Origin of the sequence: Synechococcus sp. A15-62 (assembly GCF_014280075.1) — a bacterium.
GTDB lineage: Bacteria > Cyanobacteriota > Cyanobacteriia > PCC-6307 > Cyanobiaceae > Parasynechococcus.
In genome coordinates, this window is the sequence record NZ_CP047950.1 from 1,968,066 (window position 1) to 1,991,408 (window position 23,343).

General features: G+C 58.6%; 16 protein-coding genes, 2 tRNA genes and 3 rRNA genes. 7 read left to right on the forward strand and 14 right to left on the reverse strand.

What is annotated here, in order from left to right:
• Position 1: 1 nt before the first annotated feature.
• The 10 genes from SynA1562_RS11260 to SynA1562_RS11305 all read right to left on the reverse strand — a co-directional run bounded on the left by SynA1562_RS11260 (position 2) and on the right by SynA1562_RS11305 (position 11,907).
• Complete coding sequence (locus SynA1562_RS11260) at positions 2-907, reverse strand: YihY/virulence factor BrkB family protein (protein ID WP_255445662.1); 906 nt, start codon at positions 905-907, stop codon at positions 2-4.
• A 156-nt stretch (positions 908-1,063) separates the two neighbouring features.
• Positions 1,064-1,180 (reverse strand): 5S ribosomal RNA (gene rrf / locus SynA1562_RS11265).
• Between the two features lie 110 nt (positions 1,181-1,290).
• Positions 1,291-4,158, reverse strand: a 23S ribosomal RNA gene (locus SynA1562_RS11270).
• 435 nt (positions 4,159-4,593) lie between these two features.
• Positions 4,594-4,666: transfer RNA gene (locus tag SynA1562_RS11275), tRNA-Ala, on the reverse strand.
• Positions 4,667-4,675: 9 nt separating this feature from the next.
• Positions 4,676-4,749: transfer RNA gene (locus tag SynA1562_RS11280), tRNA-Ile, on the reverse strand.
• A gap of 184 nt (positions 4,750-4,933) precedes the next feature.
• Positions 4,934-6,419: ribosomal RNA gene (locus SynA1562_RS11285) — 16S ribosomal RNA — on the reverse strand.
• Together the 16S, 23S and 5S rRNA genes with 2 tRNA genes alongside form the textbook arrangement of a ribosomal RNA operon.
• A 607-nt stretch (positions 6,420-7,026) precedes the next feature.
• Complete coding sequence (locus tag SynA1562_RS11290; protein WP_186493924.1) at positions 7,027-7,830, reverse strand: inositol monophosphatase family protein; 804 nt, start codon at positions 7,828-7,830, stop codon at positions 7,027-7,029.
• A complete protein-coding gene (locus SynA1562_RS11295) occupies positions 7,824-9,602 on the reverse strand; it encodes a TolC family protein (protein ID WP_186493925.1) in 1,779 nt (592 codons plus the stop codon). The genes SynA1562_RS11290 and SynA1562_RS11295 overlap by 7 nt, the downstream gene beginning before the upstream one ends.
• Positions 9,603-9,626: 24 nt before the next feature.
• Positions 9,627-11,024: a TIGR03279 family radical SAM protein gene (locus SynA1562_RS11300; RefSeq protein ID WP_186493926.1), complete on the reverse strand. Its 1,398-nt coding sequence runs from the start codon at positions 11,022-11,024 to the stop codon at positions 9,627-9,629.
• Positions 11,025-11,043: 19 nt separating this feature from the next.
• On the reverse strand, positions 11,044-11,907 hold the full coding sequence (locus SynA1562_RS11305) for an undecaprenyl-diphosphate phosphatase (RefSeq protein ID WP_186493927.1): 864 nt from the start codon (positions 11,905-11,907) through the stop codon (positions 11,044-11,046).
• A gap of 110 nt (positions 11,908-12,017) precedes the next feature.
• Here SynA1562_RS11305 and SynA1562_RS11310 point away from each other — a divergent pair, with 110 nt between their 5' ends.
• The 3 genes from SynA1562_RS11310 to nadB all read left to right on the forward strand — a co-directional run bounded on the left by SynA1562_RS11310 (position 12,018) and on the right by nadB (position 14,978).
• Complete coding sequence (locus SynA1562_RS11310) at positions 12,018-12,728, forward strand: DUF3120 domain-containing protein (protein ID WP_186493928.1); 711 nt, start codon at positions 12,018-12,020, stop codon at positions 12,726-12,728.
• 114 nt (positions 12,729-12,842) lie between these two features.
• Positions 12,843-13,250, forward strand: coding sequence for a photosystem II complex extrinsic protein PsbU (gene psbU, locus SynA1562_RS11315; RefSeq protein ID WP_186493929.1), 408 nt, complete (start codon positions 12,843-12,845; stop codon positions 13,248-13,250).
• Positions 13,251-13,319: 69 nt separating this feature from the next.
• On the forward strand, positions 13,320-14,978 hold the full coding sequence (gene nadB / locus SynA1562_RS11320) for an L-aspartate oxidase (RefSeq protein WP_186493930.1): 1,659 nt from the start codon (positions 13,320-13,322) through the stop codon (positions 14,976-14,978).
• 14 nt (positions 14,979-14,992) lie between these two features.
• Here nadB and SynA1562_RS11325 read toward each other — a convergent pair whose 3' ends face one another.
• Positions 14,993-15,922, reverse strand: a complete 930-nt coding sequence (locus SynA1562_RS11325) for a vitamin K epoxide reductase family protein (protein ID WP_186493931.1) — start codon at positions 15,920-15,922, stop codon at positions 14,993-14,995.
• Positions 15,923-16,007: 85 nt separating this feature from the next.
• Here SynA1562_RS11325 and rimO point away from each other — a divergent pair, with 85 nt between their 5' ends.
• The 3 genes from rimO to SynA1562_RS11340 all read left to right on the forward strand — a co-directional run bounded on the left by rimO (position 16,008) and on the right by SynA1562_RS11340 (position 19,934).
• A complete protein-coding gene (rimO, locus tag SynA1562_RS11330) occupies positions 16,008-17,384 on the forward strand; it encodes a 30S ribosomal protein S12 methylthiotransferase RimO (RefSeq protein WP_186493932.1) in 1,377 nt (458 codons plus the stop codon).
• Complete coding sequence (locus SynA1562_RS11335) at positions 17,381-18,610, forward strand: MFS transporter (protein WP_186493933.1); 1,230 nt, start codon at positions 17,381-17,383, stop codon at positions 18,608-18,610. The genes rimO and SynA1562_RS11335 overlap by 4 nt, the downstream gene beginning before the upstream one ends.
• Positions 18,611-18,710: 100 nt before the next feature.
• The gene (locus SynA1562_RS11340) at positions 18,711-19,934 is read left to right on the forward strand and encodes an MFS transporter (protein WP_186493934.1); all 1,224 of its coding nucleotides are present in this window, start codon (positions 18,711-18,713) and stop codon (positions 19,932-19,934) included.
• Here the strand turns inward: SynA1562_RS11340 and SynA1562_RS11345 are convergent.
• On the reverse strand, positions 19,927-20,019 hold the full coding sequence (locus tag SynA1562_RS11345) for a hypothetical protein (RefSeq protein WP_011365270.1): 93 nt from the start codon (positions 20,017-20,019) through the stop codon (positions 19,927-19,929). The genes SynA1562_RS11340 and SynA1562_RS11345 overlap by 8 nt on opposite strands.
• Before the next feature lie 144 nt (positions 20,020-20,163).
• Between SynA1562_RS11345 and SynA1562_RS11350 the strand changes: the two genes are divergently transcribed.
• On the forward strand, positions 20,164-21,738 hold the full coding sequence (locus SynA1562_RS11350) for a B12-binding domain-containing radical SAM protein (protein WP_186493935.1): 1,575 nt from the start codon (positions 20,164-20,166) through the stop codon (positions 21,736-21,738).
• Between the two features lie 3 nt (positions 21,739-21,741).
• Here the strand turns inward: SynA1562_RS11350 and SynA1562_RS11355 are convergent, their stop codons facing one another.
• Positions 21,742-22,149, reverse strand: coding sequence for a DUF4346 domain-containing protein (locus tag SynA1562_RS11355; protein WP_186493936.1), 408 nt, complete (start codon positions 22,147-22,149; stop codon positions 21,742-21,744).
• Between the two features lie 9 nt (positions 22,150-22,158).
• Entirely contained in the window at positions 22,159-23,334 is a 1,176-nt protein-coding gene (locus tag SynA1562_RS11360) for a GNAT family N-acetyltransferase (RefSeq protein ID WP_186493937.1), read from the reverse strand.
• Positions 23,335-23,343: the final 9 nt, after the last annotated feature.

Sequence of the window (23,343 nt, forward strand, 5' to 3'; positions counted from 1 at the left end):
TTCAAGGGATCAGGTTGTTCGGTTCCCCGAGCCGTGTCTTTGCAAGACGAACTGCAGCCAATTCAACACTCAAGCACTGGCCAAAATAAAGAATCACACCCACCAACCAAACCCAAAGCGTCAACACCAAAACACCACCAATCACGCCATAGGCCTGATAACGATTGCCCAGGGAAACAATACTCAAACTCAGAATTTTGTTGAGAAAAGCGAGGCCAAATCCAATCAACAATGCTCCAGGGATGAGAGGGATTGCAGGGACACGGCGACTCGGCAACACCACCTGAAGCAGCCAGGCCATTAAGGATAAGATCAATGCGGGAACAAGAATTCGACCGAGAGGAAGAATGGGACTTGAGCGCACAAACCCCATCAGACCGGGAATAAATCCATTTAAAACACCAAGAATGTCTTCCGGAAGCTGCCCGATACTGAGCACCAACTGCTGAAAGATAATCAGAACAGATATGGCAAATACGGTCAGGAAAGCCTCAACACGTGTTCTACAAAACTGTCCAACCTGTTGCCACCAAGACAAACCGGCTGATGGCTCAGGCAGAATCTCAGACCACAATCGATCAGCTCCACGCTGGAGCGTTAAATAAGCATTACTGGCTGTGAGAAGTAAAACAACAACACCAAGGATTCCCGCTCCAAAGCCTTGATCCACCAACCCGCGCAAGGTGGAATCCACCAGGCTGGTTGCGGACGGCGGCAAAACCTGCGTCACCGAAGCCAACACATTATCCACACTGTCCGTCTTGCCAAACACCCTTGCTGCAACAGACAGCGCAATCAAAAGCAGCGGAAAAAATGACTGAAGAACGAAATAAGCAAAAGCAGCACTTAGATCAACACATTCAGCGTTATTCCAACGCTGACAGGCCTGCCAAATTTGCCCACTCAAGCGTCGAACAAGTGAACGTCTCGGCACAGATGAGCGCAAAAGACTACTAAAACCTTACAACAAAAAGCCACCTCAAGACGAGGTGGCTTCTTCGTGGGTGGTGATGGTGATTGCTTCTGCAATCAGCACATCATCAACCTATTAAGAGAATGTTTTACCTGGCATCGAGCTATTTTCTCAGGGGGCTACCCCCCAAATATCGTCGCCGCTGATGCGTTTCACAACCGAGTTCGGGATGGATCGGAGTGGGACCACACCGCCATGGACACCAGGATAGATAAACATTCTCAAGGGGTGAACCCTGAGAACTGCATAGGATCTGCAGCAAATGCTGCACGTCTGAATCAAACAAAGAAATGAGTCTTCAGGCAAGAACCAAAATGTTGGTCAAGCCCTCGGTCTATTAGTACTCCTCCGCTGCATCCATTACTGGACTTCCACGTAGAGCCTATCAACGGGTGTTCTTCCCGTGACCTTACTGGGTTACCCCATGGGAACACTCATCTTGAGGTGGGCTTCCCACTTAGATGCTTTCAGCGGTTATCCACTCCGCACATGGCTACCCAGCGTTTACCGTTGGCACGATAACTGGTACACCAGAGGTGCGTTCCTCCCGGTCCTCTCGTACTAGGGAGAAATCCTCTCAATGTTCCTGCGCGTACACCGGATATGGACCGAACTGTCTCACGACGTTCTGAACCCAGCTCGCGTACCGCTTTAATGGGCGAACAGCCCAACCCTTGGGACCGACTTCAGCCCCAGGTTGCGATGAGCCGACATCGAGGTGCCAAACCTCCCCGTCGATGTGAACTCTTGGGGGAGATCAGCCTGTTATCCCTAGAGTAACTTTTATCCGTTGAGCGACGGCCCTTCCACTCAGAACCGTCGGATCACTAAAACCGACTTTCGTCCCTGTTCGACTTGTAGGTCTCACAGTCAAGCTTCCTTCTGCTTTTGCACTCGTCAGCTGATTTCCAACCAGCCTGAGGAAACCTTTGTGCGCCTCCGTTACCTTTTAGGAGGCGACCGCCCCAGTCAAACTGCCCACCTGATACTGTCCGCTCCCCGGATAACGGGTGAACGTTAGAACCCTAGCTCTGAAAGAGTGGTATCTCACCAGTGACTAACTCATAGCCGCAACCATGAGATCAACGTCTCCCACCTATCCTGCGCATTCAGAGCCCGGGCACAATACCAAGCTACAGTAAAGCTTCATAGGGTCTTTCTGTCCAGGTGTACGTAGTCCGCATCTTCACAGACAATTCTATTTCGCCGAGCCTCTCTCCGAGACAGCGCCCTGATCGTTACGCCTTTCGTGCGGGTCGGAACTTACCCGACAAGGAATTTCGCTACCTTAGGACCGTTATAGTTACGGCCGCCGTTCACCGGGGCTTCAGTCGCCAGCTTCGCTTACGCTGACCGGCTTCCTTAACCTTCCGGCACTGGGCAGGCGTCAGCCCCCATACATCGTCTTGCGACTTAGCGGAGACCTGTGTTTTTGGTAAACAGTCGCCAGGGCCTCTTCACTGCGACCACCTTGCGGTGGCACCCCTTCTCCCGAAGTTACGGGGCCATTTTGCCGAGTTCCTTAGAGAGAGTTACCTCGCGCACCTCGGTATTCTCTACCACCCCACCTGTGTCGGTTTCGGGTACTGGCAGTCATGCCTTAACGGGTATAGAGCTTTTCTTGGAAGCTTGACGTCACCAACTTCGCTGCCGTAGCAGCTCGTACTCACGCCTCAGCTCGGAACGTTTTCACCGCTCCTCAACGCCTCGAACGCTTGAACCAGTAACCAACATCTGGCTTGGCTAGCCTTCTCCGTCCCTCTTCCCAAAACATGACCGGTACAGGAATGTTGACCTGTTATCCATCGACTACGCCTTTCGGCCTCGCCTTAGGTCCAGACTAACCCTCCGCGGACGAGCCTGCCGGAGGAACCCTTAGGGTTTCGGTGCATGGGATTCTCACCCATGTTTTCGCTACTCAAGCCGACATTCTCACTTCTATGCAGTCCACGCCCGCTCACGCTAACGCTTCGCCCCACATAGAACGCTCCCCTACCATATAAATCCGCAGCTTCGGTACAACACTTAGCCCCGTTCATTTTCGGCGCAGGATCGCTCGACCAGTGAGCTATTACGCACTCCTTTGAGGATGGCTGCTTCTAGGCAAACCTCCTGGTTGTCTATGCAATCCCACCTCCTTTATCACTTAGTGTTGATTTGGGGACCTTAGCTGGCGGTCTGGGCTGTTTCCCTCTCGACCATGGAGCTTATCCCCCACAGTCTGACTGCCTCGCTACACACAGGGTATTCAGAGTTCATCTCGATTTGGTACCGCTCTCGCAGCCCGCACCGAAATGGTGGCTTTACCCCCCTGCTGGAGCACGAGACGCTACGCCTCAACGTATTTCGGGGAGAACCAGCTAGCTCCGGGTTCGATTGGCATTTCACCCCTAACCACAGCTCATCCGCTGACTTTTCAACGTCAGTCGGTTCGGACCTCCACTTGGTATCACCCAAGCTTCATCCTGGCCATGGTTAGATCACCCGGGTTCGGGTCTATAAACACTGACAAACGCCCTATTCAGACTCGCTTTCGCTATGGCTCCACCATTTCCGGTTTAACCCGCCAGTGCCTATAAGTCGCCGGCTCATTCTTCAACAGGCACACGGTCACCCTATAAGTAGGGCTCCCATTGCTTGTAGGCTCACGGTTTCATGTTCTATTTCACTCCCCTCCCGGGGTTCTTTTCACCTTTCCCTCGCGGTACTGTTTCGCTATCGGTCACACAGTAGTACTTAGCCTTACGAGGTGGTCCTCGCGGATTCACACGGAATTTCACGTGCTCCGTGCTACTCGGGATACAGCTAGCTCAGTTCAGTTTTCGGTTACGGGGCTTTCACCCTCTGTGGCGTGCCATTCAAGCACTTCTCCTAACCTCCCTGATACACGTTGCTGTCCCACAACCCCGATACTCGAAAGTATCGGTTTAGGCTCTTCCCCGTTCGCTCGCCGCTACTTAGGGAGTCGTTTTTACTTTCCTTTCCTCCAGCTACTAAGATGTTTCAGTTCGCTGGGTTGGCTCGTGCCAGCCTATGGATTCAGCTGGCCGTATTAAGGGTTGCCCCATTCGGAAATTCCCGGATCAAAGCGTGCTTCCAGCTCCCCGAGACTTATCGCAGGTAACCACGTCCTTCATCGCCTCTGTGTGCCAAGGTATCCGCCGTGAGCCCTTTGTAGCTTGACCAATTAACCTCCTAAACGCTTACCGCCGTTGAAAGCAGATTCTCAAGTTTTTATTGCTAAAAACAAGATCAAACTCTGATTCGCTCGACACGAATCAAAGAACATTTAAGAGTCTCGGCTCTTGCTCAAAAGAATTTTCATTGTTCTAGATCCAATCTCCCTTTCAGAAGATCAGATTCAAAACAATGCATCTGTAAGATGCTTTGTTTTTCCAGACTTCACCTATGCAGTTGTCAAGGTTCTGCTAGAACTTCAAATCAAATCATCAATTGCTTGATCATTTGATCCGAGCCCAGCATCTTATCAACCAAATTCAAGACTTAAAATCTAAAACTTGGAATGACAGGAAGCTGGGGTCATCCAGCGGACACATCTAAATCACACTCCAATCGAGCTAAACTCCAAAAAATTGGAGATGGGAATCAAGTTCGGTCAGTGGAGGTTAGGAGACTCGAACTCCTGACATCCTGCTTGCAAAGCAGGCGCTCTACCAACTGAGCTAAACCCCCAACACCGAATGGGCCATCCTGGACTTGAACCAGGGACCTCACCCTTATCAGGGGTGCGCTCTAACCACCTGAGCTAATGGCCCAGGAGTCTCATCCCTTTTGGGGTGTGACCTAGACAAAGTTTAGGAACTGAAAATCTCCATCAAGCAATCAACATTGCTGCTGATCCTTAATTTCAAAGCTGAGGTACCGATCGACCTAAGGTGACAGGATTTCGGCCTAAGAATAAAAGCACTCAGGCATCAAAATCATTGTGTTGTCTCCCTGTTAGGAGGTGATCCATCCGCACCTTCCGGTACGGATACCTTGTTACGACTTCACCCCAGTCATCAGCCCCACCTTCGACGTCCTCCTCCACAAGGGTTGGAGTAACGGCTTCGGGCGTGGCCAACTTCCATGGTGTGACGGGCGGTGTGTACAAGGCCCGGGAACGTATTCACCGCAGTATGCTGACCTGCGATTACTAGCGATTCCGCCTTCACGTAGGCGAGTTGCAGCCTACGATCTGAACTGAGCCACGGTTTATGGGATTTGCTTGTCCTCGCGAACTTGCAGCCCTTTGTCCGTAGCATTGTAGTACGTGTGTAGCCCAGGATGTAAGGGGCATGATGACTTGACGTCATCCACACCTTCCTCCGGTTTATCACCGGCAGTCTCTCTAGAGTGCCCAACTAAATGCTGGCAACTAAAGACGTGGGTTGCGCTCGTTGCGGGACTTAACCCAACATCTCACGACACGAGCTGACGACAGCCATGCACCACCTGTCACTGCGTTCCCGAAGGCACTCTCCTGTTTCCAAGAGATTCGCAGGATGTCAAACCCTGGTAAGGTTCTTCGCGTTGCATCGAATTAAACCACATACTCCACCGCTTGTGCGGGCCCCCGTCAATTCCTTTGAGTTTCACACTTGCGTGCGTACTCCCCAGGCGGAACACTTAACGCGTTGGCTACGACACCGAGGGGGTCGATTCCCCCGACACCTAGTGTTCATCGTTTACGGCCAGGACTACAGGGGTATCTAATCCCTTTCGCTCCCCTGGCTTTCGTCCATGAGCGTCAGTGATGGCCCAGCAGAGCGCCTTCGCCACTGGTGTTCTTCCCGATATCTACGCATTTCACCGCTACACCGGGAATTCCCTCTGCCCCTACCACACTCAAGCCCAACAGTTTCCACTGCCATGATGGAGTTAAGCTCCACTTTTTAACAGCAGACTTGAAGGGCCGCCTGCGGACGCTTTACGCCCAATAATTCCGGATAACGCTTGCCACTCCCGTATTACCGCGGCTGCTGGCACGGAATTAGCCGTGGCTTATTCATCAAGTACCGTCAGATCTTCTTCCTTGATAAAAGAGGTTTACAGCCCAGAGGCCTTCATCCCTCACGCGGCGTTGCTCCGTCAGGCTTTCGCCCATTGCGGAAAATTCCCCACTGCTGCCTCCCGTAGGAGTCTGGGCCGTGTCTCAGTCCCAGTGTGGCTGATCATCCTCTCAGACCAGCTACTGATCGATGCCTTGGTGAGCCATTACCTACACCAACTAGCTAATCAGACGCGAGCTCATCCTCAGGCGAAATTCGTTTCACCTCGCGGCATATGGGGTATTAGCAGCCGTTTCCAGCTGTTGTCCCCCTCCTGAGGGCAGATTCTCACGCGTTACTCACCCGTCCGCCACTAACCCGAAGGTTCGTTCGACTTGCATGTGTTAAGCACGCCGCCAGCGTTCATCCTGAGCCAGGATCAAACTCTCCGTTGTAGATCATTTCCTCTTAGACGTTTTCACGTCCTCAAAATGATTTGCGTCACCCATTGCTCAGTGAAAACTGGCAACAGTTGAGGCCTCCTTTCGCTGACACAAAAGGGTTCTTAAGAGTGCATCTCTAGATTTCTCTGTCAATGACTTTCCGGGATCTCAGATCCGGTTGTTGCTCCACAATCCGCACACCGGCAACAAGAGAGCTCGTGAAAACCCTCCCGTTGCAGCGAATTGCTTCTTCGCAACGAAATTTTTTGACGGGACCTCACACCTTCATCGCTCTTTCATTCGGTCCCTCACCTCACCTCTCGGTTCGGCTCAGAACCAAACGCGATGAAAGCGTCAGTTCCTAAACTTTTCAATTGTCCAGGTGCGACCAAACTGTTCCTCACTCCCTTTCAGGAGATCGGTTGGTTGGTCATCGCGGCCTCTCGCGACCGCTTGAAGAACTTACAACACCGTGGGATCGCTCCTTCTTGGTCTCGTAAGCCGCCTCAGACACATCAAGACTTTCGCCTTCAGCGCTTCGGCTTGCGCGCTCGCCTCTCGGCTCCCGCGCAAGACAAAACCATAACACCACAGACCCCGCTGTCGCAATAGAGACCCTTCAGGACTGAACCAGTGCCTCTCCCCAGGGAAGGAAACGGGCCAAATGCGCCCATGAACCGGCCGCCAACATCGGGAATCCACGGTCAGCGACGTCTTCTCCGGGTGAGAGCTGTGCTGGATCCGCATCCAACCAACGAATCGGACAACCCAGTTCATCGAGCACCAACCAAGCCGCCGCCAGATCCCAGATCTTGGGCGTAGCCTCCAGTGAAGCGATGGTCTGCCCCATAGCAACGCTCACCAAATTGAGGCTGGCGACGCCAAGCAGACGAATCTTCCCAGGAAAACGCTGATCCGGTTTGCGCTGCAGTACGCGAATCGAACGGCTGCAGAGCGAAACGCAAGCACTGACGGCCAGGGCTCGAGTCTCCGAAGTGAGGGGCTGATTGTTTCGAGTTGCTCCGCGGCCCCGCAAGGCGACAAAGCGTTGGTTCAGTGCTGGCACATCCAGGAAAACCTCACTGGGACGGCCATCGACAAAACGGGCCACAGAAATCGCCCAATAGGGAATGCCCGCCGCGAAGTTGGTGGTTCCATCGAGGGGATCAACCACCCAATAGGCCCGCGTGTTCGGAACTGTTTTCGATCCTTCTTCACTGAGGACACCTTCACCGGGCGCGATCTTGGCCAGCCCTTCCACCAGAGCAGCATCACTCCAGAGATCGCAGTCTGTGATTAACGAACCATCCGGCTTCACATCGGAACCGATCTGGCCAAAGTCCTGAAGCTGACGAGCACGAATGCGGTCCAGCAACTGATGAACGGCGCCCAGTTGATCGTCACTGAGCACCAGCGTCACCACAGAGGCTGAACAGGACTGTCCTGATTTTGGTTGATCGATGAACCTGCAGTAGCCACCGAGGGACAAGCTGACTTGAGCGGAGTGGGCTCAATCGGAATCAACGGTTGTTCAAGTTCCTGCTTCATGGCCGGCAGTGAAACCGCATTGCAGGCCACAAGAGCATCCAATCCTGTTCGACGTCTCAGCTGCGCCAGGCTCGTGTTGTAGGCCTTGATGGCACCCGCATAGCGAAGCTCGGCGTTGGTGAGATCGCGCTGGTTATCGACCACTTCCCGTTGGGTGCTTACACCGGCCTGAACCCGCAGTTGTGACAAACGCAGGGATTCACGCGATGAGAGGACTTCGCTCGATGTGGTGTCGATGTTCTGGATAGCTGTTCGCAGATCAAAAAAGCTTTGCTCAACCTCAAGCCGGATCTGATCACGGGTTCTCGCGAAATTGAATCGGCTCTCTTCAGAGGCCTCCTTGGAGCGCCGGTATTCGGCCCTGGCGCGACCACCATCAAACAACCGCCAATTCGCCGTCAACGCCGTGCTGTTCTGAATGCCATAGGTGAAGTCGCCCATATCAATGTCGCTCGATGGCTGCCCGGTTTGGCCTTGGGTACGGGAGGTCGTGGTGGAATTCACGAAACTGAGAACAGGCTGAACAGCAGCCAAAGACGCATTCGCCTGGCTGTTGTTGATCGAGATATCGAGGATCAGTTGATCAAGCTCCTCGCGATAGTTGTAAGCCGCAACGATGCTTTCTTGAAGTGATGGGGTCCACAAGCCCAAAGGTCGCGCAGGCGTTGCCGCCGTGGGAGTGACGTCCTGGGGAAGGTCGAGTACGACAGCGAGGTTGCGACGAGACACTGACTGTTGACCGAGATTGGTCGTCAGCAGATTGCGGTCACGGGCCAGTTGAGTCTCAGCCTCCAAAACTTCCAACTTGGTATTCACCCCAGCGTTGAAGCGAGCCCGTGCATCACGGAGGCTGACAAGTGATGCTTTGACAGAAGCCTGACCAATACGCATACCTTCGTCTGCTTCCTGCAAATCGAAGTAAGCCGTCGAGGTCTCCAAGCGAAGATCACGCAAGGCAATGAGGTAAGACTCTCGCGCCCTTTCAAATTGATCACGAGCTGCGGCGATCTGAGGAACCCGTGTGGGATTAATCAAATCCCAACTCACCTTCAAGCCGACTTTGAGACGCCATTCACGGCCATAACGTTCTTTGTACCCATCCCTAGTCTCGGGCCTGAGGGTCTCTTCCCCAGTGTCGGGGTTGGTTTGTCCCGTGGGTTTGCGAACTACCCGATCCGGCGGACTGTTGCGGTAGGAATAAGACTTGAAATACTCGGGTAACCCGTTGGCCGTCAGGTCGACAGTGGGATACCAAGCGGCAATGGCTGCACGCAGAGCTGACTTGGCCTGGTCGACCTGACTGGCCGCAGCTTTGAGCTTCGGACTGTTGAACTCGGCCAGCTGAATGGCCTCCTCCAGAGAGAGCGGGCGCAGTTCACGGATGCGCACCTGAGACGGCGCATCTGGGAGGGCCAGACTGGGTGGAGCAACGAGCGATTCAAGCGACGGCGGCAAAACATCCGCTGCTGGTGACAAAACAGAGGGATCTGCCTTGGGGCGTGCACCCTTCAGATCAATCGCATCCGGGAGCGTGGTCTGGTCAATCGAATCCGACTCAAGCTGAATCGCATCTTGGCTGAGCGCAGGTGAGATACCGGAGGAAACAACGCCCGCTACGAGACAAATACCCGCGGTGATCCGGCGCACAGCAATCCAAAACCTTCAAGGAGCTTAGGGACTTTTTCCTACTGCTCCCAAAACTGAGTCCACGACGTCAGCCGCCCCATGCACGATCCGAATGGGAACCGGCAACTGCGCCGCCAGGGCCTCAAGAGTCATGTCATCCAGGAAGACCGGCTGGCCCTGCCGCAACATCACCGATGGCAGCAGCAGCTCATTGCCCAGCTCTTTGCCCTTCAGCCCACGGAGCAGATCCTGTCCTGTCAGCAGTCCTGTAACCACTTGCTCCTGCCCCCAATAGGGACTCGGCAACCCGATCAGATGAAACTCAACGCCATCAACAGCATTGAGCCGTTCAGCCACGGGCTGCAACGCCTGGGCCACGATTTGACCAACCACCCAACTGCAACGCCGGGGCTCAAGGACAGAAGTGGGCAAATCCTCAGTCGCTGCATCCAAGGATTCAAGGAAAGCGCGGATGCTGCCCACGCCGTTTTCCTGCTGCGGCAGATCCTCGTAGTTGTCCCGGGGCGGCAAGGGCAACCCCGCCACCAAGTACCACTCATCAGAGAGCCAGGCAAAACGGGTGCCCAAAACCTCCTGAAAGTGCTGCTGCATGGGTTCCACCTGAGCAATCACCCGACGGGCGCAGTCCGGATCAACAGGAACCAAGCCGTCATCCGTCGGCCTGAAGCGGGTGAGCCCCACCGGCACCACCGCCGCAGACAGCACCGCCGGCCAGGGGCCAGCTGCGAAAGAGGCGAGGTCGTTCAGCGTTCTCTCAAGGGCAGGGCCATCGTTCAGCCCTGGACAAACCACTACCTGGGCGTGGATCTGCAGATCACGCTGATCAAACCAGGCGAGCTGATCCATCACCTGGGCAGCACGCGGATTGACCAGCAGTCGTGAGCGCAGCTCGGGATCCGTGGCATGCACCGACACAAACAAAGGCGACAAGCGCTGCTCCTCAATTCGCTGCCAGTCGGCCTCACCCAGGTTGGTGAGCGTCAGATAGGAGCCATAGAGAAAACTCAGCCGGTAATCGTCGTCTTTGAGATAAAGGCTGTCGCGCCGCCCCGGGGGCTGCTGATCGATGAAACAGAACGGACAGTTGTTGTTGCACTGGCGCAAGCCATCAAACAGAGCCTCGGTGAAGGCCAGCCCAAGGCCGTCATCGGCATCTTTTTCCAGCTCCACACGATGCAGCTCACCCTTGGCATCACGCACCTCAAGGCAAAGCTCCTCCTCCACGCACAGGTAGCGGTAATCGATCAAATCGCGCGGGCGAATGCCATTGATGCTGAGCAACTGATCGCCCGGCTCAAAACCCAGCTCCTCCCCGATCGAGCCGGGCTCCACAGACGCCACCACCGCGGGCTGCGGTTGACGTCCACTGCTGCTTGGATCCAGGGCCGCCACGGCTACCCCGGCGGATGGCTCATTCCACACAAGCCGGCTTCATCTGAACTCAGTGTGCGCCGTAGACGCCCCACCAGACCAGTAAAAGCAGCCCGAACACCAGCCGGTAGGCGACAAAAAGCCAGGTGCTATTGCGCTGCAAGAACTTCAGCAACCAATCGATTGCCAGCCACGACACCACCGCAGCCGAACCAATGCCCACCAGCAACGGCAGGGGACCGTTGCCAGGGCTGGCGGACAAAGCATCCTTGAGCTCCACCAAACCCGCGATTGTGATAGCGGGAATGCCCAAAAGGAAGGAAAAGCGGGCTGCATCAGCACGCTGCCAACCGTCGAACAGGGCCGCCGTGAGGGTGCTGCCGGAACGCGACACCCCAGGGAGCAAAGCAAGCGCTTGGGCCAGGCCCACCAAAAGGCCATCACGGCCTGAAACCACTTGAAGCTGCTTGCGTCGAGCACCGACCTGTTCGGCAAGGGCCAGAAAAAGTGCCATCAAAATAGATACAGTGGCAATTGAGGGAATGCTGCGCAGCGGTGACTGTTCGTAGCCCTGAGACCAGGCGAATTTGATCCCCAAACCGATGACCAAGATCGGCAGGGTGCCGACCACCATGGCGAACCCGAGACGCGCCTCAGGTTCACGCCACTGGCCGCAGCGAAAGGCACGGCTGACACCCCGCAGCACCTGGCTGAGATCAGTGCGGAAGTAGGCGATGACAGCAACGATGCTGCCCAGCTGAATGGCGGCTGTCACGGAAACACCCGGATCGCCCCAACCCAAGAGCTCGGGAACCACCTTCAAATGGGCGGTGCTGCTGATCGGCAGAAATTCAGTGAGTCCTTGGACCACCCCAAGCACCAGATCACGCCAGCAGGCCTCAACCAGGGTGAGGGATGCAGAGGGGTCCGCCATCAACGAGTGAGTGTCGCTTTGACGGTATCCCCGGCGGGCGATGCGGGCATGTCGGCCGCGTCACTTGGAGATGTCTTCTAAGGTTCCGTGACTTTCTTCACAAAGGACTTTTGATCGGCGGCACCTGGCAAACCTCAGCCCCCGCTCGGTCGTGGTCCTTTCCCGTGGCCCGCATCGCTGCAGCCATGGTGGTGCTGCCGGTGTTCCTGCAGGCGCCCTGGGTGCGCCTGAATCCGTTCTCAGCCACCTTGTTCACCGGGGTTCTGATTGCAGCCGGCCTGGTGATGCATCGGAGCCGCTCCCAGACCGCATCCGACCTGGGTTCCCTGCTCGTGGGTTTCAGCGGCAGCTGGCTCGCGGGGTGCATTTTCTGGGGTTGGCTGCGAGCCCACCCCGTTCTGCACCTGCCAGTGGAAGCCTTTGCTCTGCCTGTGGCCTTGGGTGGTCTGCAGGGACGCTGGCGCCTGGCAGCAACGTTTTATTTGTCGTCCCTGGTGGGAACAGCTTGCACCGATCTGGCCATGGCGGCCACCGGTGTAATGCAGTTCTGGCCCGCAGTGGTGACGGCCTCCCTCGATCAAGCGCCACTGCTGCTGCATCAAGCAGGGACGCATCTGCTCCAGCCCCTTCCTCTAATCACCCTGGTGATCTCAGCAGTCCTTGTGCTGTCGGCTGGGCGGCGCCTTAACAGAAACAACAGCGGTTTCACCGGTGATGCTGGATCCATGGCCGCTGCCGTCTTAATCACAACTCTTTGGGTGGATGGCTTGTTCCTTCTCACAGCCTTACTGCAGCCGGGACTCAGTGGCCTGATCGAGTGAAACGAACTGCAAAAGCTGCCCCGATTCAGGGGCTTCAAGAGCGCAACGACTTGTAGTCTTCCGGAGCCGGCACTGCCGGTCGACCCGTTCCGACCCACCTGATCGAGAGTTGAGATGAAGCGGCTTCTGAGCTGGCTGACCGGCGCCCTAGTGATGGCAAGTCTGATGGCAGGCCTTGTGCTTCCCAGCAGCGTCCACGCCGAAGACGACCTTCGCGACAAGTATTCCGGCAACGTGATCCGCAACGTTGTTGACGACAAAATCGCTGAACGTGAAGGGAAGGTTGACCTGAACAATTCCTCCGTGCGGCGTTTCCAGCAGTTCCCCGGGATGTACCCGACCATGGCTGGAAAGATCGTTCTTGGTGGCCCCTACGACAGCGTTGATGACGTGCTGTCGCTTGATCTGACAGAGCGTCAGCAGGAACTGTTCGCGAAGTACCGCGACAACTTCACCGTCACCCCTCCCTCCATCGCTCTCAACGAAGGCGATGACCGCATCAATGACGGTCAATACCGTTAAGCCCTAAGCCCGTCACAATGTTGTGACTGCCTGAACCGCCGGACCACCGGCGGTTTTTTTGTCCCTGTGATGGCCCAGCCCCGCTGCTCTGACCCCATCCCCTCAGGTCCTTGGGACGTGGTGGTGATCGGTGCCGGGGCCGCTGGCTTGATGACCTGCCTTGATCTGCCTGCGGAGCTCAAGGTATTGCTGCTCAACCGCAACACAGGGCGACGTTCCTCCAGCCGCTGGGCCCAGGGGGGCATCGCCGCGGTGACCCGCAAGGAGGACAGCGCAGAAAGCCATGCGGAGGACACCGAATTGGCTGGAGCAGGCCTTTGCGATGGTGATGCAGTGCGGCTGTTGGTGCAGGAGGCGCCGCATTGCGTGGAGCGCCTGGGGCAGCTGGGGATGGCCTTCGACCGGGATCAGGACGGTCTGGCCACCACCCTGGAAGCAGCCCACAGTCACAGACGCGTGCTGCATGTGCAGGACCGCACGGGGCGAGCCCTGGTGGATGTGCTGAGGGATCGTGTAGAGCAACGGCCGGGGTTGCTGCATCGCCGCGGCGTTCGCGTGACGCAGCTGCTGGTGCGCGATGGGCGCTGTTGCGGCGTGCAGGTGCTGGATGGGGCGCATCTTCACGGGATCGAAGCCCGCGCCGTGGTGCTGGCCAGCGGCGGCGGGGGCCATCTGTTTGCCAATACCACCAATCCAGCCCAGGCCTGCGGCGAAGGCATCGCCCTCGCCTGGCAGGCGGGTGCAGCCGTGGAAGATCTGGAATTTGTTCAGTTCCATCCAACGGCCATCCGCCTGGATGACGCCCCCTGCTTTCTAATCTCCGAAGCCGTTCGTGGCGAAGGCGGGGTGCTGGTGGATTCCCTGGGGGGCAGCCCTGTCGCCCACCTGCCCCAACGCGACCTCTCACCGCGGGACCAGGTGAGCCGAGCCTTGATGCAGGCCATGCAGCGGCAGCGGGTGAAACAGATGTGGCTCGACTTCGCCGCCATCCCGCGCGACCAGGCGGAGCGACGCTTCCCAACGATCCTGGACCGCTGCGACGAACTCGGACTCAATCCATTGGAACGGCCAATTCCCGTGGCACCAGCCGCCCATTACTGGATGGGAGGGGTGGCCACGGACCTCCAGGCCGCCACCACGCTGCCCGGGCTCTATGCCGTAGGGGAAGTGGCCTGCACAGGCCTGCATGGCGCGAACCGACTGGCCAGCAACTCCCTGATGGAATGCCTGGTGTTCGCCCATCGCCTCAAAGAGATCGAGCTCGGCCCTATCCCAACGGCCCTCGGCAGCAGCAGGACGCAACCGCTTGACTTGGACCTCAACGGCAGCAGCAGTTCGCAGTTGATCGATGCCATCGAGCAGCTGCGGCAACTCTGCTGGCGACGAGCGGGGGTGGAGCGATCCGCCGCTGGACTGCGCCAGGCCCTCGGCAACGTGAAAGCCCACGAACAACAGCTGGAGCAGCAGGCGCTGCTCCAGGCCCTGCAACGGGACGACCCCTGTGCTCCCAGGCTGTTGGCGGAAAGCAGCCGACGTGATCTGAACCTATTGCTGGATCTCCATCACAGGTTGCTGACCAGCCATCTGATGCTGGAGGCCTGCCTGTTTCGGGGAGAAAGCCGGGGAGGCCACTACCGCAGCGATGCTCCTGCACCGCTACCGCAATGGAGGCAGCATTCCCGGCAACAACGGCAGCGGGGCATCGTCACCCGTGCCGTCCGGGACTAAAGAGCATCCCTGATTCAGAAGTCGGTGTCGCCCTTGTAGCCGCTGAGTTCCGCCAGGGTGTCGAGCCCCTTGACCCCGGAATCGATGCTGCCGTTGATCTCCCAGCTGGGGAAACCCTCCAATCCTTTGCTGCGGCAAAGGTCGGCCTGGTTGTTCTCACCATCCGGCGCACACTCCACCACGTTCAACTGATCCGAGGCCTGCTTGCCGAACAGCTCCTTCTGTTCGTGGCAGTGGGGGCACCAGTAGGCGGAGTACATCACGGCTCCGCTGCTGGTGAGGTGCTCAGCCAAGGCGATCGAAGCTGGCGTGCTCTCGGTGGTGACAAGCGGTGCGACGCCTGATCCATTGGCCACGGCCTCGGGTCGATTCGGATCCACCACGGAAGCCCAGATCAAGCCCCCCAGCAGCACCGCCAGAGCCAAAAGCACGCCGCGAAACAGCAGCTGCCCCAAGTCGTCCCAACCACCACCAACGATGGACAGCACGAACAGGGCGAGGGACAGCGCAGCAGAAAGAACGCAGAAAAAACAGAAGGCCTGGATCTTGAGCAACATCACACCCAGCAGCACGCCGCTGAAGACGGCCATACCGAGGGACACGGTGAACAGGCCCCACCAGGTGCGTCGGGACAGATCGCTCTTGTTCTCCTGCAAGCCGGGCAACAGAGGCAGCAGGGCCATCAGCAGCACGGCGCCGTAGGCCAGCACCCCCACCAACGACAGAGGAATCCCGGCAAAGACTGTTCCCCAGGCACTGTTGAGCACCTTGTCGCAACCGTCGGCCCCCATCGGACAGGTGAGGTTGCCAAGCAAACCCCAGCGCTTCAGGGTGATCGAACCGGTGTCGATCAGGCCTGCAGTGGCCAGCACCGCCATGGCGATGCGGGCCCATTTGGCGCCGGTATCCTGGCGGCGACGGCTGACGAGACGGGTGGTGCCCATCCTTGATCTTCAAGTGATCGGATTCTGTCAGTTCCGGCGTGATCAGGCCGCTTCGTAGGCTGATCTTTGGCCTGCCGGCGACGTGATGACAAGCACCCCGACGAAACCGACGGTCGCCTTCGCCCACCTGGGCTGCGAGAAGAATCGGGTGGACACCGAACACATGGTGGGGCTGCTGGCAGAAGCCGGCTACGGCGTCAGCACCGATGAAAGCGATGCCGCCGTGGTGGTGGTGAACACCTGCAGCTTCATCCAGGACGCCCGCGAGGAATCGGTGCGCACCTTGGTGGGACTGGCAGAACAGGGCAAGGAATTAATCATCGCGGGATGCCTGGCCCAGCATTTCCAGGAGGAGTTGCTGGAGTCGATCCCGGAGGCCAAGGCCATCGTGGGAACCGGCGACTACCAGCACATTGTTGATGTGCTGCAACGGGTAGAAGCGGGGGAGCGGGTGAACCGCGTCAGCGCCGTGCCCACCTTTGTGGGTGACGAACACCTGCCCCGCCAGCGCACCACCGACCAGGCGGTGGCCTTCCTCAAGGTGGCCGAGGGATGCGATTACCGCTGCGCCTTCTGCATCATTCCGAAGCTGCGGGGGGATCAGCGCAGCCGACCGATCGAATCGATAGTGGCCGAAGCCCATCAACTGGCAGCGCAGGGGGTGCAGGAGCTGATCCTGATCAGCCAGATCACCACCAACTACGGCCTCGACCTGTACGGCAAACCAAAACTGGCTGAGCTGCTGCGGGCCCTTGGGGAGGTGGAGATCCCCTGGATCCGGGTGCATTACGCCTATCCCACCGGGCTGACGCCGGATGTGCTGGCCGCCTACCGGGAGGTGCCCAATGTGGTGCCCTATCTGGATCTGCCGTTGCAGCACAGCCACCCCGAGGTGCTGCGGGCCATGAATCGCCCCTGGCAGGCGGATGTGAATGACCGGCTGCTGGATCAGATCCGCGAGCAACTCCCCGATGCGGTGCTGCGCACCACGCTGATCGTGGGCTTCCCGGGCGAAACCGAAGAGCACTTCCAGCACCTGATGAGCTTCCTCGAGCGCCAACGCTTCGATCATGTGGGGGTGTTCACCTTCTCGCCGGAGGACGGCACAGCAGCGGCCGACCTTCCCGATCGCGTCGATCCCGAAGTGGCTCAAGCCCGCAAGGATGCCCTGATGGCTCTGCAACAACCCATTTCGGCGGAACGGAACAGCCGCTGGGTGGGGCGCACCGTCGACGTGTTGATCGAACAGCACAACCCCCAGACCGGCGAGATGATCGGGCGCTGCGCCCGCTTTGCCCCTGAAGTGGATGGTGAAGTGCGGGTGCAACCCGGCGCCGAGGGGCAGCAGGCCGCACCGGGCAGCCTGGTGCCGGTGGAGATCACCGGGGCTGACATCTATGACATGAATGGACAGATCGTGGGAGCCCGAGCAATGGTGGCCGCAATCAGATCGGACGCTTGAACCTTCGTTTGCTGTCGCGAAAGCGGCAGCGGCAGCTCTTCTTACTGACGTCCGGCATCAGCACAGCTGGATCCTTCGCCGGCATCACCGCCAAGGGCTGGATTCTTCTTGATGGCATGGGCGGGCCACTGGTATTGGCCTTGAACTTCGCGGCACTTTCGCTGCCGAGCCTGCTGGTGAGCGGAGTCGCAGGGGTGCGCACCGACAGGCTGGGATGCGAGCGGGTGCTGATCCAAGCGCAATGGGGGTTATTGGCGGCGGCAATGCTGGGCGCGCTGGCGATCCCTCTGCTCGATGGTCAAGCCCAGGTACTGATGTTGCTCGTCAGCACCTTGCTCATGGGCGTTGCGGGTTCCTTCGAATCCACGGCCCGCAACAAGTACTGCGCCCTGATCATTGATGAACCAGACCAACTGGTGACCTACCTCACCAGCTTTTCGGTGGTGTTCAACGTCGGCAAGTTGGTAGGTCCTCCGATCGGTGGCTGGCTTGTCGCTCTCACCGGTCCGTCCTGGGCACTAGGAATTGACGCAGCCAGCTACGTGCTGCCGATTGCGACGGTTCTGTTTCTGTTGCATCCCGATCGGGACCGGGAACAACGCAGTTTTGATGGAGAACAGGGGAGCTTGCTGACGGCCTGGCGGCAAAGCGGATCGACCCTGCGAGGAGTGCTGAGCCTGACAGCCGTGTTGTGTCTGGTGGGCTTTTTCCACCCGGGGCTGGCTCCGTTGATGGCCGAAGCAATTCTTGGATCAGATCCACGTGATCTCGGGATCTTCACCAGCGTGCTGGCGGCGGGGAGCATTAGCGGTGGTCTGGTGTTGCAACGCAACAGCGCACGCTTTTGTCGTTCGCCGTTTCTGACGATTGGCGGGTTCGGACTGATCACAGCGATCGCCCAACTCGGCATGGCGGCATCAACGGACGTGCCCGTGAGCCTGGCGATGGCCTTTTTGATCGGTGCAGGGACAGCAGGCTTACTCAGCAGTTGCAACCTGATCACCCAAGTGGGGGCCCCACAGGTCATCCGAGGACGAATGGGTGGACTGAGTCAGATCGCCTTCCTCGGCGGTGGTGGCCTCAGCGGTCTACTTGCAGCTGTGTTGGTTCTCGCAACCAACCTGACAACGACTTACGCCCTGACAGGCGGAGTCGGTGTGGTGCTGGCTGTGCTGTGGATCTGGAAACGAGGTCGGCAGCGGCTTGAGCCGATCAGATCAACATGATGACCTTCTGCAGCCTGGAGAGGACCAGGGCTGACGTTTTCAACCTCAGCGGGCTGATTGATGGTGCCCGCGCCATGGTGGCTGCAGCGAGACGCCAGGGTTGACCCTTCTCAAACTGCGGCCTGAGCAACAACGACAGCTTTTTCTGATCGCATCCGGTGTGAGCGCAGCCGGGTCGTTTGCCGGCATCACCGCCAAGGGCTGGATTCTGATGAAAGGGGGCGTGGATCCCTTCGTGCTGGCGTTGAACTTCGCCGCTCTTTCACTGCCCACACTGCTGGTGAGTGGTCCAGCGGGGGTGCGCACCGATCGCGTGGGCTGTGAACGGGTTCTGGTTCAGGCGCAATGGGCACTGCTGGCCGCCTCTGGCCTTGGGGCCCTGGCCATTCCCCTGTTGGAGGGGACGGCCCAGGTGCTGCTGCTGCTCTGCAGCACCCTTTTGGTGGGCATCGCCGGAACCTATGAGCTGACGGCCCGCAACAAATACTGCTCAATCCTGGTGGAGGAACCCGACAAGCTGGCGGGCTATCTCACCAGCTTTTCGGTGGTGTTCAACGTGGGCAAGCTGGTGGGCCCTCCGATTGGTGGCTGGCTGCTGGCGGCCACTGGCCCGGCCTGGGCCCTGGGCATTGATGCAGCCAGCTATCTGCTTCCCATCACCAGTGTGATGTTGCTGCTCAGCCCAAATCGGGACCGGGAAGTGCGCAGCAGCGGCGGTGAAGACGCCAGCCTGCGCAACGCCTGGCGCCACTGCGGCAGCACCCTGCAGGGGGTGCTCAGCTTCACCGCGGTTCTCTGTCTGATCGGGTTCTATCACCCGGGGCTGGCCCCGTTGATCGCCTTCGATCAGCTGGGGCCGAAGCCCACTGATCTGGGGCTGTTCACCAGCGTGCTGGCGGGCGGCAGCATCGTGGGCGGCCTGGTGCTGCAACGCAACAGCCAGCGTTTCTGCCGGCGCCCTTTCCTCACCCTGGGAGGCTTTGGCCTGATCACCGCCGTGGCCCAGCTGGGGATGGCCTGCACAACGGGACCTGGCTTCAGCCTGGCGATGGCCTTCCTCATCGGAGCCGGCACAGCCGGACTCCTGAGCAGCTGCAACCTGATCAGTCAGATCGGGGCACCGCAAGTGATGCGCGGTCGGATGGCCGGCCTTAGCCAGATCGCTTTTCTGGGCGGAGGCGGGCTCAGTGGGTTGATTGTGGCCTTGCTGGTGATGACCACCAACCTTTCGACGGCTTTCGCACTCACCGGGGGCCTCAGCGCTGCTGTGGCTGTGCTTTGGACTCGAAAGCGAGGCGCGAAGACGTTGGAACCGCTCAGATGAGCTTGATTCCCTTCAGCAGCTTGGTGAGCACAAAAGCCGTCACCAGACCGGAACCAACCAGGCCGAGATAGATGCCGACGCCCATGTGCAAGTACGGAGGTGACCACCATTAGATCACCCACTGGCCTGGGTTCAGGCCATTGCGCTTAGGGTTTGTGAAGAGCTGATACCGATTGAGAGGTATCTCCAGCCGGGCCGACCGGACGTCCATCCACCAACGCCCGACGCCATGCGCACTCTTTTCATTTACCCCGAATTCCCGAAGACCTTCTGGAGTTACGAAAAGATCCTCGAGCTGGTGAATCGCAAAGTGCTGCTGCCTCCGCTCGGGATGGTCACCGTGGCAGCACTTCTCCCCCAGGAATGGGAGATGAAGCTGGTGGACCGGAACGTACGAGAAGTAACGGACGAGGAGTGGGACTGGGCCGAGCTGGTGATCATTTCGGGAATGATCGTCCAGAAGGACGACATGGCCGTGCAGATCGGCAAGGCCAAACAGCGCGGGCTCCCGGTTGCAATTGGCGGCCCCTTCGCCAGTTCCACACCGGATGCACCAGAACTGGATCTGGCGGATTTCAAGATCCTCGATGAGGGGGAAATCACCCTGCCGATGTTCCTGGATGCCCTGGAACGGGGAGAGGCCAGTGGCCGTTTCAGCGCCGAGGGAGACAAGCCAGACGTCACCGCCACCCCGATTCCACGCTTCGATCTTCTGCAACTCGAGGCCTACGACTCGATGAGCGTGCAGTTCTCGCGGGGCTGCCCATTCAACTGCGAGTTCTGCGACATCATCGTTCTCTATGGCCGCAAGCCCCGCACCAAAACCCCCGAGCAGCTGGTGGCTGAGCTGCAATACCTCTACGACCTGGGCTGGCGGCGCTCAATCTTCCTGGTTGACGACAACTTCATCGGCAACAAACGCAACGCCAAGTTGCTGCTGCCGCAGATCCGCACCTGGCAGGAAGACCGGGGTTACCCCTTCAGCTTCGCTACCGAAGCCTCTGTGGACCTGGCCGACGACGATGAAATGATGCGGATGATGCACGACGCCCGCTTCGAAAGCGTCTTCCTGGGCATTGAAACCCCGGACGAAGCCAGCCTGGAAACGGCTCGCAAGGTGCAGAACACGCGCAACCCACTGGATGCTGCGGTGGACCGGATCACCGCCAACGGAATCCGCGTGATGGCGGGTTTCATCATCGGTTTCGACGGCGAGAAGGATGGTGCAGGCCACCGAATCGTTGACTTCGTCACTCGCACAGGCATCCCCGCCGCGATGATGGGCATGTTGCAAGCGCTGCCCAAGACAGCCCTCTGGGCACGGCTTGAGCGGGAAGGTCGTCTGATTCAGGGGGAAGACGCCGCTAAGGGCGTGAACCAAACCAACCTGCTGAACTTCAAACCCACCCGACCGATCCGCGACATTGCCAACGAGTACGTGGACGCGTTCTGCGCGCTGTACGAACCCAACGCCTACATGGACCGGGTTTACAGCTACTACCTGAAGATGGGCGCTCCCCGCTGGAAAGCCGCGGCCAAACTGCCCAGCCTGGTGGACCTCAAGGCCCTGAGCATTGTGGTTTGGCGGCAGGGCATCAAGCGCAACACCCGCACCCGTTTCTGGCGTTACCTGTTCGACATGGCCCGCAACAACCCCGCCCTGCTGGAACAGTTCCTATCGGTGCTGGCCCACAACGAGCACTTCCTCGAGTACCGCTCGATCGTTCAGCGTGAAATCCGCGAACAACTTGAAGCTTTACCGCCTGAAGAACCCACGGCAGCCAAAGAACTGCAGGCTGCCTAAGTCTCAGTCCTGCACGTAGGTTGAGCCGTCACGCAGGCACTGCTCAGCCTTCTGCAGCTCCCGCCCCAGGTACAGGGCATGGTCAAGGCAACTGACCGGGTGTGGGACTTCCCCTTCCGTGAGCTGGATACCCAGCTGTTTTGCTGTGCTGCCGCGATAGACGGCTGAAGGGCGACGAGGAGCATTGCCTCCGTCGCAGCGCAACACCTCACCGGTTTCGGAATCTCGAGCCAACCCTTTGTCATCGATGGTGTTGCCGTAGTGCTCAAGCACCAGTTCGGCGGCATCACGATCCAGCTTGATCAGGAAATAGCCACTGGGGTCCAGAGCGATGAACCGCTGGGACAGGCGCTGATCAAGAGCATCCATCGCCGCAGCTGTGGATGCTGGTGCTTCCGGAGTGGTGGTCATGCCTTCAACCTACAAAGCCAAGGCCGGAGGTTCCGCTTTGAAGGGCAGCTCCGCATTGATCGCTTCGATCTCCTCCAGCATCAAGCCATTCACCTTGGGCAACCAAGTGCGGATCAGTTGATCCATCTGGGGCTGGTACCAACGGTGCAGGCTGGCGTGGGGACGGGCCACAAAACCTCGGCGGCGTTTGTGGCTGCCACCGGCTCCAGGGTCAAAACTGACGATGCCATTGGCCAGAGCCCATTCGATCGGAGCGTAGTAACAGACTTCGAAGTGAAGACAATCAACCTCCTCGTGGCTGCCCCAGTAACGGCCCCAGAGCTGACGGCCGTCCTGCACGCACATCGACATCGCCACCGGATCGCGGGGGTCACCGCGGTGGGCAGAAAAGAGCACCAGCTGGTCGCGGTGCAGCCGTGCCAAGGCTTCAAAAAAGCCCTCCTCCAGGTATTTGCTGCCCCAAGGTCCCCAGCGAGCACAGTGCTGCTCGTAAAAGCGATGCATGGTCTGCAACAGCGCCAGGTCCAGCTGGTCGCCGCTGAGGGGTGTCACGGTGATCCCGGCCTTGGCCACGGCCTTGCGTTCCCGCTTGATGTTGCGGCGCTGGTTGGCATTGAAGCCCTGGAGGTAATCCTCAAACGTCTGGTCGTCACCGCGGCTCCACAGGCTCTGCTGGTTCAGCCAGGCGGCACAACCGGCGGCCTCCGCCAGGGGTCGCCACTGCGGATCCACATAGAGGAAATTGCAGCTGAGGATGCCGTTCTGTTCGCAGAAGCGATCGATCGCCCGCAGCAACTCCCGGGTGAGCAGAGCCTCATCCTCTCCAGACCGCATGTGGAAGCGGTAGCCCAGCACGGGACTGACCGGACTCATGCCCAAAAGCTTGGGGTAGTAGCGAAGCCCCAGATCCGCCGCCAAACGGGCAAAGGTCTGGTCGAACACGAACTCGCCATAGCTGTGGCCCTTGAGAAACAGCGGAGCCACCGCAATCGGAGTGTCTTCACGCCAGAGGGCCAGATGCAGGGGCTGCCAGCCCTGCTCGGGAATGATGCTGCCTGAGCTTTCCAAAGCCTCCAGCCAGCTCCAGCGGTAAAAGGGGATCGCATCGGCTCCCACCAGGCTGTTCCACTGCTGCTCCGGGATCTCGTTGATGGAGCGATGCCAGCGGGCCGTGAGTGACGTCATTGCGACGGT